Annotated in this window: 13 protein-coding genes; 11 read left to right on the top strand and 2 right to left on the bottom strand. The window is 73.6% G+C overall.

Annotated features, from left to right (window positions below):
* The 4 genes from egtC to ACFZCY_RS41720 all read left to right on the top strand — a co-directional run bounded on the left by egtC (position 1) and on the right by ACFZCY_RS41720 (position 4,307).
* Positions 1-756: an ergothioneine biosynthesis protein EgtC gene (gene egtC / locus ACFZCY_RS41735; RefSeq protein WP_391186097.1), complete on the top strand. Its 756-nt coding sequence runs from the start codon at positions 1-3 to the stop codon at positions 754-756.
* Positions 753-1,718 carry an L-histidine N(alpha)-methyltransferase gene (egtD, locus tag ACFZCY_RS41730; protein WP_391186094.1) on the top strand — a complete coding sequence of 322 codons (966 nt, stop codon included), beginning with the start codon at positions 753-755 and terminating at the stop codon, positions 1,716-1,718. Before egtC ends, egtD begins: the two co-directional genes overlap by 4 nt.
* Before the next feature lie 242 nt (positions 1,719-1,960).
* A complete protein-coding gene (locus ACFZCY_RS41725) occupies positions 1,961-3,181 on the top strand; it encodes a transglycosylase family protein (protein ID WP_391186091.1) in 1,221 nt (406 codons plus the stop codon).
* Between the two features lie 52 nt (positions 3,182-3,233).
* Positions 3,234-4,307: an SGNH/GDSL hydrolase family protein gene (locus ACFZCY_RS41720; protein WP_391186088.1), complete on the top strand. Its 1,074-nt coding sequence runs from the start codon at positions 3,234-3,236 to the stop codon at positions 4,305-4,307.
* A gap of 16 nt (positions 4,308-4,323) precedes the next feature.
* Here the strand turns inward: ACFZCY_RS41720 and ACFZCY_RS41715 are convergent, their stop codons facing one another.
* Both ACFZCY_RS41715 and ACFZCY_RS41710 read right to left on the bottom strand, forming a co-directional pair.
* Positions 4,324-5,238, bottom strand: coding sequence for an SDR family oxidoreductase (locus ACFZCY_RS41715; RefSeq protein WP_391186085.1), 915 nt, complete (start codon positions 5,236-5,238; stop codon positions 4,324-4,326).
* Positions 5,235-6,041, bottom strand: a complete 807-nt coding sequence (locus ACFZCY_RS41710; RefSeq protein ID WP_391186082.1) for an SDR family oxidoreductase — start codon at positions 6,039-6,041, stop codon at positions 5,235-5,237. Before ACFZCY_RS41710 ends, ACFZCY_RS41715 begins: the two co-directional genes overlap by 4 nt.
* Positions 6,042-6,127: 86 nt before the next feature.
* Here ACFZCY_RS41710 and ACFZCY_RS41705 point away from each other — a divergent pair, with 86 nt between their 5' ends.
* The 7 genes from ACFZCY_RS41705 to ACFZCY_RS41675 all read left to right on the top strand — a co-directional run bounded on the left by ACFZCY_RS41705 (position 6,128) and on the right by ACFZCY_RS41675 (position 13,791).
* Positions 6,128-6,928: an enoyl-CoA hydratase family protein gene (locus ACFZCY_RS41705; RefSeq protein WP_391186079.1), complete on the top strand. Its 801-nt coding sequence runs from the start codon at positions 6,128-6,130 to the stop codon at positions 6,926-6,928.
* The gene (locus tag ACFZCY_RS41700; protein WP_391186076.1) at positions 6,925-7,794 is read left to right on the top strand and encodes a CoA-transferase; all 870 of its coding nucleotides are present in this window, start codon (positions 6,925-6,927) and stop codon (positions 7,792-7,794) included. The genes ACFZCY_RS41705 and ACFZCY_RS41700 overlap by 4 nt, the downstream gene beginning before the upstream one ends.
* A complete protein-coding gene (locus ACFZCY_RS41695; RefSeq protein ID WP_391186073.1) occupies positions 7,791-8,525 on the top strand; it encodes a CoA-transferase in 735 nt (244 codons plus the stop codon). The genes ACFZCY_RS41700 and ACFZCY_RS41695 overlap by 4 nt, the downstream gene beginning before the upstream one ends.
* The gene (locus ACFZCY_RS41690) at positions 8,525-9,583 is read left to right on the top strand and encodes a nitronate monooxygenase (protein ID WP_391186071.1); all 1,059 of its coding nucleotides are present in this window, start codon (positions 8,525-8,527) and stop codon (positions 9,581-9,583) included. Before ACFZCY_RS41695 ends, ACFZCY_RS41690 begins: the two co-directional genes overlap by 1 nt.
* Before the next feature lie 36 nt (positions 9,584-9,619).
* Entirely contained in the window at positions 9,620-11,134 is a 1,515-nt protein-coding gene (locus ACFZCY_RS41685) for a glutamate synthase small subunit (RefSeq protein WP_391186068.1), read from the top strand.
* Positions 11,135-11,202: 68 nt separating this feature from the next.
* Entirely contained in the window at positions 11,203-12,183 is a 981-nt protein-coding gene (locus tag ACFZCY_RS41680) for an MBL fold metallo-hydrolase (protein WP_391186066.1), read from the top strand.
* Positions 12,184-12,321: 138 nt separating this feature from the next.
* Positions 12,322-13,791, top strand: a complete 1,470-nt coding sequence (locus ACFZCY_RS41675; protein WP_391186063.1) for a hypothetical protein — start codon at positions 12,322-12,324, stop codon at positions 13,789-13,791.
* The last annotated feature ends 60 nt before the right edge of the window (positions 13,792-13,851 follow it).

The following is a 13,851-nucleotide window of genomic DNA, read 5'->3' as shown; positions in this document are numbered from 1 at the left end:
GTGTGTAGGCATCTGGCGTACCTGGGGCCCGAGAGGCCCCTCGGCGAGGTCGTCATCGCACCGGAGCACAGCCTGTTCACGCAGTCCTGGGCGCCGCGGCGGCAGGCGCACGGCACCGTCAACGCCGACGGGTTCGGCGTCGGCTGGTACGCCCCGGGCGACCCGGTGCCCGCGCGCTACCGGCGCGCCGGGCCCATCTGGGGCGATCTGTCGTTCGCCGATCTCGCCCGGGTGGTGCGCGCCGAGGCGCTGATGGGCGCGGTGCGGGACGCCACCGAGGCGAGCGCCGACGGCGAGGCGGGCGCCTCGCCCTTCGCCTCCGGCGCCTGGCTGTTCAGCCACAACGGGGCCGTCCGCGGCTGGCCGCACACGCTCGCGGGGCTCGCCGCGTCCCTGCCGTCCGCCGATCTGCTCGGGCTGGAGGCGCGCTGCGACTCGGCGCTGATCTGGGCGCTGACGCTGCACGCGCTGCGGCTGGGCCACGAGCCGGGCGGGGCGCTGGCCCGGACCACCGAGGCGGTGGCCGCCGCCGCCCCCGGTTCGCGGCTCAACCTGCTGCTCATGGACGGCGAGACGATCGCCGCCACCGCCTGGGGCGACACGCTGTGGTACCTGACCGGCCCGGACCGCGCGGTCGTGGTCGCCTCCGAGCCGTACGACGACGATCCGCAGTGGACCGAGGTCCCCGACCGCACCCTGCTCACCGCCACCCGCACCGACGTACTCCTCACCGCACTCAAGGAGGGTTCCGCGTGAGCCCCTTCACCGTCACCCGCACCCTGCCCGCCGACGCCACGGCCGCGGCCCTGCGCGCCGATGTCGCCGAAGGGCTGACCCGCACCCCCAAACAGCTGCCGCCGAAGTGGTTCTACGACGCCCGCGGCAGCGAACTCTTCGAGGAGATCACCCGGCTGCCCGAGTACTACCCGACGCGCGCGGAGCGGGAGATCCTGATCGCGCGCGCGGCGGAGATCGCGGACGCGACCGGCGCGCGGACCCTGATCGAACTGGGCTCCGGGTCCTCCGAAAAGACCCGTCATCTGATCGAGGCCCTGCCGGATCTGCACGCCTACGTCCCGGTGGATGTCAGTGAGAGCGCCCTGGAACTGGCCGGGCACGCCCTGCTCGCCGACCAGCCGGGGCTGACCGTGCACGCGCTGGTCGCCGACTTCCTCGGCGGGCTCACGCTGCCCGACGACCTCCCGGGGCCGCGCCTGCTGGCGTTCCTCGGCGGCACGGTCGGCAATCTGCTGCCGCCCGAGCGGGCGGAGTTCCTGGCCTCGGTGAGCGCCCTGCTGGCGCCGGGTGACGCGCTGCTGCTGGGCACCGACCTGGTCAAGGACGAGGCCACGCTCGTCGCCGCATACGACGACGCGCAGGGCGTCACCGCGGAGTTCAACAAGAACGTGCTCAGGGTGCTGGACCGCGAACTGGGCGCCGATCTCGACCCCGCGGACTTCGACCATGTGGCGGTGTGGGACGCCGAGCGGGAGTGGATCGAGATGCGGCTGCGCGCGCGCAAGGACCTCACCGTGAAGATCCCCGCGCTGGATCTCGCGGTGTCCTTCGCTGCCGGGGAGGAGGTCCGTACCGAGGTGTCCGCGAAGTTCCGGGAGGAGAAGGTGCGGACCGAACTGGCGGCCGCGGGGCTGGAGTCGCGGCGCTGGTGGACCGACGCCGCGGGCCGCTTCGCGCTGTCGCTGGCGGTACGGATGTGACCCGTGGGGCTGATGTGGCGCGGCCTCGCCTGCCCGTCACCCTGTGTTCCACTTGAACCACCGACCGAAATCATGTGATGCACATCACATCACCGGAAGAGGGCCGCAGCACAGCGCGCTGTGGCCCTTTTTCGGTGTGAACTCCCTCTTGTTGTGGCCAAATCGGGCCCCTTATGTTTGGCCCGCTTTGGCAGCCCGCCTCACGGGCAGCACCTCACAGGCAGCAGGAGAAGGAGCCGTCCATGCCCTTACGGGGACGCCACCGCCGTTACAAGCCCAACCGCATCTCCCGTGCCTCGCTGAGCGTCACGGCGGGCGGCGCCGGCATCGCACTTCCCCTCGTCGCCGCCGCGGGCGCGAACGCCGCCTCCAGCGAGACCTGGGACAAGGTCGCCCAGTGCGAGTCCACGAACAACTGGGACATCAACAGCGGGAACGGCTTCTACGGCGGGCTGCAGTTCACCCAGAGCACCTGGGAGGCGTACGGCGGCACCGCCTACGCGGCGCGGGCCGATCTGGCCACCAAGGACCAGCAGATCGCCGTCGCCGAGAAGGTGCTCGACGCCCAAGGGCCGCGGGCCTGGCCGGTGTGCTCGGGGAAGGCCGGTCTGGCGCAGGGCGGCGCCGCACCGCAGAGCGCCCCGAAGATCGTCAAGACGGTGGCCAAGGAGAGTGCGAGCACCGCCGAGCGGGTGCGGCACAGCAAGCCGACACCCACCAGCCTGCCGGGCAACGCGACCACGAAGTCCGGCCCCTATGTGGTCGTGGGCGGCGACACCCTGTCCCGGATCGCCGACACGCAGGATGTGCGCGGCGGCTGGCACGCGCTCTACGAGAACAACCGCGCGACGGTGGGCTCCGACCCCGACCTGATCTACCCCGGCCAGAAGCTCTCCCTGAGCGGGACCAAGGCCACGCCGAAGGCCGAGCCCGAGGCGAAGGCCGAGCCCGCAGCGAAGCCCCAGGCCAAGCACAGAGCCCAGGCCAAGGCGAAGGCCAAGGCCCACCACACGGAGCGGCGCGCGAGCAAGCCCGCCGCGAAGCCCGCCGCGGCGACCGGCTTCACCGCTCCCGTGAGCGGCGTCAGCCCCACCACCTCGTACCGCGCCTCCGGGTCCAGCTGGTCGAGCGGCCATCACACCGGCATCGACTTCCCCGTGGGGGTCGGCACCTCGGTGAGGGCCATGGCCACGGGCCAGGTGGTCTCGGCGGGCTGGGCTGACGCGTACGGCTACGAGGTGGTCATCCGGCACCCGGACGGCAAGTACAGCCAGTACGCGCACCTGTCCCAGCTGTCGGTACGGGCCGGGCAGGGCGTCAACGTCGGCCAGCAGATCGGGCGTTCGGGCTCGACCGGGAACACCACCGGCCCGCATCTGCACTTCGAGGTGCGCACCGGGCCCGCCTACGGCTCGGACATCAACCCGCTGAGCTATCTGCGCGCCCACGGCATCAGCATCTGAGCCGGGTTCGCTGCCGCCTCCGTTGTCGGTGGGGCGTGCCAGACTCCCTGTCATGCACGATCGGCCCGCCCCGCTCGACATCGGTGACGACGATCCGCGCCTGACCTACCGGGGCGCGGTGTCCCTCCAGCGCGGCCCCGGATGGACCGCTCCCTGGCGGCTGCCGTACGAGGACGTCGCGCTGTACCTCCCCGAGGGCGGGCTGGGGCGGGCCGCGATGCCGTCCGGGGTGCGGGTGACCCTGCGCACCGACAGCTCCTCGCTCGTCTGCCGCTACCAGGCCGATCCCCCGCCGAAGCTGAACGGACCCGAGGAGCGGGCCCGGCTCGACGTGGTGTGCGACGGACGGCGGACGGCCACCGTCCCTCTGGAGACGCACGGCGGGGACGCGGAGGTCCGGATCGACGGGCTGCCGGGGCGCATGACGGCGGTCGAGCTGTGGCTGCCGTACTACCACCAGTTCCGGCTGCGAGGGCTGACCCTGGACACAGGCTCGGCCGTCGAGTCCGAGAGCCGCGGCAGCGCGGAGCGGCGGCCGCGCTGGGTCCACTTCGGCAGCTCCATCTCGCAGGGGCGCGGGGCCGCGTCGCCGAGCCGTACATGGGCCGCGCTGGTGGCGCGCCGCGCCGGCTGGGACCTGACCTCGCTGGCCCTCGGGGCGGCCTGCTGCCTCCAGCCGATGACGGCGCGGCTGATGCGGGACCTCCCGGCCGAGCTGCTCACCATGTGCGTGGGCATCAACATCCAGGCGCTCGGCAGCCACAACCGCGACGCCCTCGCCTCGGCACTCGTCGGCTTCGTGCGCACCGTACGGGAGGGACATCCCGACACCCCGTTCGCCGTGATGTCGACCATCACCGCGCCCGAGCGGGAGGAGGTGCCCGGGCCGTCGGGGATGACGATGCGCGAGTGCCGGGCGCACATACGGCGAGTCGTGGCGCTGCTGCGCGACCACGGCGACAAGAATCTGCATTATGTCCACGGTCCGCAGGTGTTCGGACCCAGCTGCACGCGGCTGCTGCTCGAGCCGGAGGGGCTGGACCGGCTGCACCCCTCGGCCGACGGTCACCCGGTCTTCGCCTCCAGGTTTCTGACGGTGCTGCGGCGCGCCGGATGCGTGCCCTGAGGCGTCTGAGGGTGAGTCAGGACGCCCCGTACACCGGCCCCGGCGGCCGGGCACCGGCGAGCAGCTTCGCCGCCGCCTCACCTGCCTCGGCCGGGGTCCAGCGGGCGCCCTTGTCGGCGGTCGGCCCGGGCCGCCAGCCCTCCATGACGGTGATGCGCCCGGCCTCGGCCTCGAAGACCCGTCCGGTGACCCCGGCGCAGGCGGCGGAGCCGAGCCAGACGACGAGCGGGGAGACGTTGCCGGGCGCCATCGCGTCGAACGCGCCGGGCTCGTCGGGGGCCGCCATGGTGTCGGCGAAGGTCGACTCCGTCATACGGGTGCGGGCCGCCGGGGCGACCGCGTTGACCTGGATCCCGTAGCGGCCCAGCTCGGCGGCGGCGACGAGGGTGAGGCCGACGATCCCGGCCTTGGCGGCCGCGTAGTTGCCCTGCCCGACACTGCCCAGCAGTCCGGCCCCGGAGCTGGTGTTGACCACTCGCGCGGTGGGCGTCCGGCCCGCCTTCGCCTCGGCGCGCCAGTGCGCCGCGGCGTGTTTGAGGGGCAGGAAGTGCCCCTTGAGGTGGACGCGGATCACGGCGTCCCAGTCGTCCTCGCCGAGGTTGACGAGCATGCGGTCGCGGAGGAATCCGGCGTTGTTGACGAGGGTGTCGAGCCGCCCGTAGGTGTCGAGGGCGGTGGCCACGAGGGAGGCCGCGCCGTCGGCGGTGGCGATGTCGCCCGCGTGGGCCACGGCCTGGCCGCCGTGGGCCCGTATCTCCTCGGCCACCTCCTGGGCGGGGCCCGTGGACTCCCCGGCGCCGTCCGGCCCGACGCCGAGGTCGTTCACGACGAGCCGGGCACCCTCGGCGGCGAAGGCGAGCGCGTGCGCCCGGCCGAGGCCGCGGCCGGCGCCGGTGACGACGGCGACCCGTCCGGTGCAGATGCCTGTCATCCTGCTCCTCCTTCTGCGGATGGTGCGTCCGCCGGCGGCTGTGCCGCCGCCAGGAACGCCGGGCGCTCTCCGCCGCCGTGGACGGCCAGGCTCGCACCGGTGATGTAGGCCGCGAGGTCCGAGGCGAGGAAGACGCACGCGTCACCGGCCTCCGCCGGGGCGGCGAGGCGGCCCAGCGGCACGGTGCGGGACACGGCGGCCACACCGGTGGCGTCGCCGTAGTGCAGATGCGCGAGTTCGGTGTGGACCATGCCGAGGACCAGGGTGTTGACCCGGATCGCTGGGGCCCATTCCACGGCGAGGGTGCGGGCGAGGTTGTCCAGACCCGCCTTGGCGGCTCCGTAGGCGGCCGTGCCCGGCGAGGGGCGGGTGCCGCTGACGCTGCCGATCATCACCACCGACCCGCCGCCGTCCTGATCGCGCATCACCTCGTAGGCGCCGAGGGCGACCGTCATCGGGGCGATCAGGTTCAGTTCGACGATCCGCGCGGCGCGGCGCGGGCCGGAGCCGGCGAACAGCCCGTACGGACTGCCTCCGGCGTTGTTGACCAGGATGTCCAGGCGGCCGTACGTCGCGCGCACCCAGGCGAAGAAGTCCGCGACGGCGGCCGGGTCCCGCACGTCCAGCGGCCGGAAGCGGGCCGTGCGCCCGGCGGCCGCGACCGGATGGCCCGGCGGGCGGCGGGCGCAGACCGCGACCTCGGCGCCCGCCGTGAGCAGGGCCCGGGTGATGCCCGCGCCGACGCCACGGGTGCCACCGGTGACGACGGCGACGCGGCCGGACAGGTCGATGGAGACGGCCATGGTCCCTTCTCACCCTCCCGCTGTGCGCCGGGCGCTGCTACCTTCAAACCTAACAAACGTTTGGTGGAAAGGTAGCGGATCTGCTCATGGGTGTCTCCACCTCCGTCCGCGAAGCGGGCGTCGCCGTCGTCACCGTGGACTTCCCACCGGTCAACGCCCTTCCCGTGCACGGCTGGTACGAGCTGGCCGACGCGCTGCGCACCGCGGGCGCCGACCCCGGGACGCGCTGCGTGGTCCTGGCCGCCGAGGGGCGGGGGTTCAACGCGGGGGTGGACATCAAGGAGATGCAGCGCACCGAGGGGCATCAGGCGCTCATCGGCGCCAACCACGGCTGCCACGCGGCGTTCGCGGCCGTCTACGACTGCCCGGTCCCGGTCGTCGCCGCCGTGCACGGCTTCTGTCTCGGCGGCGGCATCGGTCTGGCGGGCAACGCGGACGCGATCGTGGCGGCCGAGGACGCGACGTTCGGGCTGCCGGAGCTGGACCGGGGAGCGCTGGGCGCGGCCACCCATCTGGCCCGGCTCGTCCCCCAGCATCTGATGCGCGCGCTGTACTACACCTCGCGCACCGCGACCGCCGGCGAATTACACCGGCACGGCTCGGTGTGGCGGGTGGTGCCGCGCGCCGCGCTGCGGGAGGCCGCGCTGGAGCTGGCCCGGGAGATCGCTGCCAAGGACGGCGCGCTGCTGCGGCTCGCCAAGGCGGCCATCAACGGCATCGACCCGGTCGACGTCCACCGCAGCTACCGCTTCGAGCAGGGCTTCACCTTCGAGGCGAACCTCGCGGGGCTTTCCGACCAGCACCGGGACGCGTTCGTCTCGGGCGGGACGGGAGGCGGATCCCGGTCCGGCGGCGGATCCCGGATCGGCGGAGGTGAGCGGCGGTGAGCGACAAACGGATGAGCGCGGAGGAGGCCGTCGGCCGGATCGAGAGCGGTATGACGGTCGGCATCGGCGGCTGGGGCTCCCGGCGCAAGCCGATGGCGCTGGTGCGCGCGCTGCTGCGCTCGGACGTCCGCGACCTGACCGTGGTCTCGTACGGCGGGCCGGACGTCGGGCTGCTGGCCGCCGCCGGGAAGGTCCGCAAGCTGGTCACGGCCTTCGCCACGCTGGACTCGATTCCGCTGGAGCCGCACTTCCGGGCGGCGCGCGAGCGCGCGGACTTCGAGCTGGTGGAGCTGGACGAGGCGATGTTCCTGTGGGGGCTGACCGCGGCCGTGCACCGGCTGCCCTTCCTGCCGATCCGGGCAGGGCTCGGGTCGGACGTCATGACGGTCAATCCTTTGCTGCGGACGGTGGTCTCACCGTACGAGGACCGCGAGGAGCTGGTGGCGGTGCCCGCGCTGCGGCTGGACGTCGCGCTCGTCCACCTCAACCGGGCCGACGCGCAGGGCAACGGCCAGTATCTGGGCCCCGATCCGTACTTCGACGACCTGTTCTGCGAGGCGGCCGAGCAGGCGTATCTCTCCTGTGAACGCGTCGTCGCCGCTTCGGAGTTCCTGTCGGCGGCCGGTCCGCAGACGCTGCTGGTGGGGCGCCATGCGGTGACCGGCGTGATCGAGACCCCGCACGGCGCGCACTTCACCTCGTGCGCCCCCGACTACGGACGGGACGAGGCGTTCCAGCGCGCGTACGCGAAGGCCGCCGCCGACCCGGCGGCGTGGCAGGCGTTCACCCGGCGGTTCCTGGCCGGGGACGAGGACACGTACCAGGCCGCGGTCGCGGCGTACGCGAAGGAGGGCGGGGACGTATGACCGTCACCCGGGCCGAGTACTGCGTGCTGGCCTGCGCCGAGGCCTGGCGGGGCGACGGGGAGGTGCTGGCCGCCCCGATGGGTCTCATACCGCGGCTCGGCGCCCGGCTCGCGCGCCTCACCTTCGCGCCGGATCTGCTGCTCACCGACGGCGAGGCGCTGCTGACCGGCGCCGATGACGAGACCGTGGAGGGCTGGCTGCCGTACCGCCGCCACCTCGGGCTGGTCATGGGCGGCAAGCGCCATGTGATGATGGGCGCGAGCCAGCTCGACGCCCATGGCAACCAGAACATCTCCTGTATCGGCGACTGGAAGCGGCCCCGGCGGCAGCTTCTGGGGGTGCGCGGAGCGCCCGTCAACACCCTCAACAATCCGACGAGTTACTGGGTGCCCCGGCACTCCCCGCGCGTCTTCGTCGAGCGCGTCGACATGGTGTGCGGCGTCGGCTACGACCGGGCCGCGGCCGCCGGTCCCGCCGCGACCCGCTTCCACCGCATCCCCCGCGTGGTGACCGACCTCGCGGTACTCGACTTCGAGACGCCCGGGCGCACCATGCGGGTGCGCTCCCTGCACCCCGGCGTGTCCGCCGAGCGGGTACGGGAGGCGACCGGTTTCCCGCTCGCCGTGGCCGACGGCGTTCCCGCCACCCGGGAACCGAGCGCCGAAGAGCTGCGGCTGATCCGGGAGGTCATCGATCCGGCGGGGCTGCGCGAGCGGGAGGTACGGCCCTGATGGACACCGCGCTGACCCGGCTCGTCGGCGTCCGGCATCCGGTCGTCCAGACGGGCATGGGGTGGGTGGCGGGCCCCCGGCTGGTCTCGGCGGCCGCGAACGCCGGGGCGCTGGGCATCCTCGCCTCCGCCACCATGTCCCCGGAGCGGCTGCGGTCGGCGGTGCGGGAGGTGGCGTCCCGCACCGAGGCGCCCTTCGGCGTCAATCTGCGGGCCGACGCGGGGGACGCCGGGGAACGGGTGCGGATCATCATCGAGGAGGGGGTGCGGGTGGCGTCCTTCGCGCTGGCGCCGAAACCGGAGCTGATCTCCCGGCTGAAGGACGCGGGCGTGGTGGTCATCCCCTCCGTGGGCGCCCGCCGGCACGCCGAGAAGGTGGCGGGGTGGGGCGCGGACGCGGTGGTGGTGCAGGGCGGCGAGGGCGGCGGGCACACCGGCGAGGTGGCGACCACGGTGCTGCTCCCCCAGGTCGTGGACGCGGTGGACATCCCCGTGGTGGCCGCGGGCGGCTTCCACGACGGGCGCGGCCTGGTGGCGGCGCTCGCGTACGGGGCGGCCGGGATCGCCATGGGCACCCGCTTCCTGCTGACCTCCGACAGCACCGTCCCGGCCGCGGTGAAGGCGCGCTATCTGGCAGCCGCCGCCTCGGACGTCACGGTCACCACCGCGGTGGACGGGCTCCCCCACCGGATGCTCCGCAGCGAACTGGTCGCCTCCCTCGAACGCTCCGGGCGCGCCGCCGCGCTCGTACGCGCCGTGCGCCATGCCGCGGCCTTCCGGCGGCTGTCCGGGCTGAGCTGGGCGCGCATGGTGCGCGACGGCCGGGCGATGCGGCGGGGCAAGGGGCTCTCCTGGAGCCAGGTGCTGCTGGCCGCCAACACCCCGATGCTGCTGAAGGCGTCGATGGTGGACGGCCGCACCGACACCGGTGTGATGGCCTCCGGGCAGGTGGCCGGGGTGATCGACGATCTGCCGTCGTGCGCGGAGCTGGTGGAGCGGATCATGGCCGAGGCCGCCGCGGCCCTGGACCGGATGCCCGGCGGCCGTACAGTGGGGTGAAAGCGGCCAGACCGGACATGGGCACTGGAGGAGGTCATGGCCGATCCGAAGGGCTTTCTCACCACACCACGCCGCCTTCCGCCGCGCCGTCCGGTGGACGAGCGGGTGCGTGACTGGGACGAGGTGTACGTACCCGGCGGACTGCTGCCGATCGTCACCGCGCAGGCGGACCGCTGCATGGACTGCGGGATCCCGTTCTGCCACGACGGCTGCCCGCTGGGAAACCTCATCCCGGACTGGAACGACCTGGTGTCCCGCGACGACTGGCGGCGGGCGAGCGAGCGGCTGCACGCGACCAACAACTTTCCCGAGTTCACCGGACGGCTGTGCCCGGCACCCTGCGAGAGCGCGTGTGTGCTGGCGATCAACCAGCCCGCGGTGACCATCAAGAACGTCGAGGTCGCCATCGCCGACCGGGCCTGGGAGAGCGGCTACGCGGTCCCGAAGCCGCCGGAGCGGCTGTCGGGGCGGACCGTGGCGGTGATCGGCTCGGGCCCCGCGGGGCTGGCCGCCGCCCAGCAGCTGACCCGCGCGGGGCACACGGTGGCGGTGTACGAGCGGGACGACCGGGTGGGCGGGCTGCTGCGGTACGGCATCCCCTCGTTCAAGATGGAGAAGCACCATCTGGACCGGCGGCTGCGGCAGATGCGCGCGGAGGGCACCAAGTTCCGTACCGGCGTGGGCGTGGGCACCGACGTGGACGCCGCCGAGCTCAGGGCGCGCTATGACGCGCTGGTGATAGCGGTGGGCGCGCGGGCCTGCCGCGAACTGCCGGTGCCGGGCCGGGAGCTGGCCGGAATCCACCAGGCGATGGAGTACCTGCCGCTGGCCAACCGGGTCCAGGAGGGCGACTACGACCGGCCGCCGATCACCGCGGAGGGCAAGCACGTGGTCATCGTCGGCGGCGGGGACACCGGCGCGGACTGCCTGGGCACGGTGCTGCGGCAGGGCGCGGCCTCGGTGACCCAGCTGGACATCCACCCCCGGCCCGGTGACGAGCGGACCGAGGGCGAGCCCTGGCCCACGTACCCCAAGATCTACCGGATGTCCGCCGCGCACGAGGAGGCGCGGGAACTGGCGGCCTCCCCGGAGGCGGACGTGGACGCCCGGGTCTTCTCGGCCGCCACCGTCCGCTTCGAGGGCGACGCGCCGGGCCCGGGGCGGCCGCACGGCAGGGTCCGGGCGCTGCGCCTGGTCGGGGCGGAAGCGGAGGGACGGGCGGAGGCGACCGGGAGCGGAGGCGGTGAGCGGGTGCTGCGGGCCGATCTGGTGCTGCTCGCGCTCGGCTTCCGCGGTCCGGAGCGGGACGGCGGACTGTTCGGCCAGCTCGGTCTGGAGCTGGACGCGCGCGGCACCATCGCCCGCGGCGCCGATTTCGGAACCGGCCGGGACGGGGTCTTCGTGGCCGGTGACGCGGGACGCGGGCAGTCGCTGATCGTGTGGGCGATCGCCGAGGGCCGCTCGGCGGCGGCCGCGGTGGACCGCTACCTGACCGGCGAGACCGCCCTCCCGGCCCCGGTCGGACCGGCGGACCGGCCCATGACGGCCTGAGCCTCGGGCCGGGCCGGGCCGGGCCGGGTTCGAGTGAACGTCCGGCTCTCCGTGAGTAGTCTGCGAGCATGAATGCGCAAGCGCCGCTCCACCACCTCGCCGACGGTGTCTACCTGTGGTCTCCCACGCCCAGCGCCGGATGGGGGCTCGCCAACTGTGGGCTGATCGTGTCCCCCGATGGCGCCGCCGCCTGGATCGACACCCCCTACGACCGGCACATGGCCCGGGACTTCCTGGACCGCAGCCGGTCGCTGATGCCCGAGGGGGGCCGGATCGGGCGAGTGATCGTCACCCATGCGAACGGTGACCATCTGTGGGGCGCGGAGGTCGTGCGCGGCGCCGACATCGTGGCCACCCGCGAGGCGCTCGGCCACATCGAGTACGAACCGGCTCCGCAGCAGCTGCACGCCATGGTGCGCGGCAGCGACCCGGCGACGCCGCTCGGGTGGTACCTCCAGAGCCACTTCGGACGCTTCGACTGGGCCGGTACCGAGGTCGTCGAGCCCACGACGACCTTCACGGGCGAGCTGGACCTGCGGATCGGGCAGGTGCCGGTGCAGCTGACCGCGCTGCCCGCCGCGCACACCACCGGCGATCTCATCGCGTATCTGCCGCGGCAGAAGGTGGCGTTCACCGGCGATGTCATCTTCGCCTCCAGCCCCCGGGACCCCGGCGACCACGCGGTGCACTGGGCCGGTCCGCTGGACAGTGTGATCGCCGCCTGTGAGCGGGTGCTGGCCACCGGGGCGGAGACCATCGTCCCCGGCCATGGGCCGGTGCTCGACCGGGAGGGCGTCCGCGGCCACATCGGATATCTGGAGCACATCCGGGACCGGGCGCGGCAGTTGCACACGGCCGGGGTCCCCGCCCTGGAGGCGGCCCGCAAGATCATCGCCGAGAACGCCTACCCGCTGCCGGGGCTGCCCGAGCGCATGGTGATCACGGTGGGCACCGAGTACCGCCATCTGAACGGCGGGGAGGACCGGCCGGACATCGTCGCCATGATCGCCGATGTCGCCCAGGTGGCCTGGGACCTGCGACAGAGCTGACCGAGCGGGCGGTCGGCGGCCGCCCGCACCCCGCCGCGTTGTCGTACCCGGCGGATAACGTTCTCGGGTAGTGGGCGGCGAACGGCCGCCCATGGCGAGGGGTTACGCTCCCGTGCGGGTCGGAGCGGAGGGAAGGCAGTGGCACAGGTAGCGGGGGAAAGCCGGCACGCGCCGGGCCGGGGGGTGATCGACCTGGCCGACCGCCGGGCGCTGCTGGCCGCCCGGCCCGACGATCCGGTGGTGGCCGAGGAGGGCCGCAGGCTCAAGGAGGCGGCGCTGCTGGACTTCGGGGTCAAGGACAGCGTGGTGTCCTCGTGGCTGTACGCCAAGTGCCACCACCAGATCCCCACCACGGCGGTGGACACGGCGGCGGTGGTGGCCACGGGGGACGGCAGCTGTCTGCTGCTGTACAACCCGGAGTTCTTCGTCGCGATCGGGCCGAGCGGGGTGCGGTTCGTCCTGTTCCACGAGGCGCGGCATCTGATCCACCGCCATCTGTACGTGGACGAGGAGCTGCGCGCCGACCCGGTCTTCGGCCTGGCGGCCGAAGTCGCGATCAACCATGTGGCGTTGGTCCGGCTGGCCCAGGGCGGCCTGCCGACCCGTGCGGTGCCGGACGGCGCGGGCGGCACCCGCCGGGAGCCGGTGGGCGTCGATCCGCACGAGGTGCACCGGCGGTATGTGGCCGATCTGCGCGAGCAGGGCTTCGAGCCGCTGTCCTACCGGGACTTCACCGAGACCGACCTGAGGATCTACGGGGAGCTGAAGCGGATGCGCACCCCTCCCGTGCCGCCGGTCCTGTGCGTCCACATGAGCCCCGGCGGGGACGGCGAGGGGGACGGGGCGCGGCACCGGCTGCCGATGGACGCGGAGGCGGTGGCCTCGGCCGTCGAGGAGACGCTCGCCGAGGTGACGCGCGGCGCGCTGCGCGGCGAAGGGCTCGCCCGGGACGAGCTGCTGGCCCTCGCGGACCGCACCACCGGCGGCGGCAGGCGGCTGGAGAAGTTGTGGGGGCGGATGGGGCTGGGCGCGCTGCGCGGGGAGACACAGCGGACCCGGCGGGTGGAGTGGTGGCGGCGCTGGCTGTCCGACACCCTTGCCTCCAGACTGCGCGAGGGCGAGCGGCTGATCTACCCGAAGAAGCAGGGGGCGGTGCTGCTGGCGCTCGGGCACGATCCGATGCTGGCGCGGCGGGGCCCGGAGCGCACCAAGGTCGTGGTCATCGCGCTGGACACCTCGGGGTCGATGCCCCAGCCGGTGATCGACTGGATCACCACGCTGGTGGGCCGCGCCGAGGGAGTCGAGAGCCACTGGCTGAGCTTCGACGGCGCGCTGATGCCGTTCGTCCCCGGCGAGCGGGTGCGCGGCGGCGGGGGCACCGACTTCCAGCAGGTCGTGGACTACGTGGAGGGGCGGCGGGCGGTGGACGGCCGCCGGTTCGAGGAGTGCGCCGACGCGGTGATCATGGTCACCGACGGCCACGCCCCCACGGTGACCCCGGCCCAGCCCGACCGGTGGATCTGGCTGATCACGGACGGCGGCGACGACTGGCCGGAGCGGCACGACCCGCCGATGGCCTGCCACCGGGTGGTCACCGGCGACAGCTGAGCCGGGGACCGGGAAACCGTCTTCGCCGAGGGGCAGGGCGCGCGACACGTACGAACGAAC

The sequence above is a fragment of the Streptomyces sp. NPDC007983 genome, from assembly GCF_042958345.1.
Classification (GTDB): Bacteria; Actinomycetota; Actinomycetes; order Streptomycetales; family Streptomycetaceae; genus Streptomyces.
The sequence above is the reverse complement of the archived record's forward strand: the minus strand, read 5'-3'. Positions and strand labels throughout refer to the sequence as shown.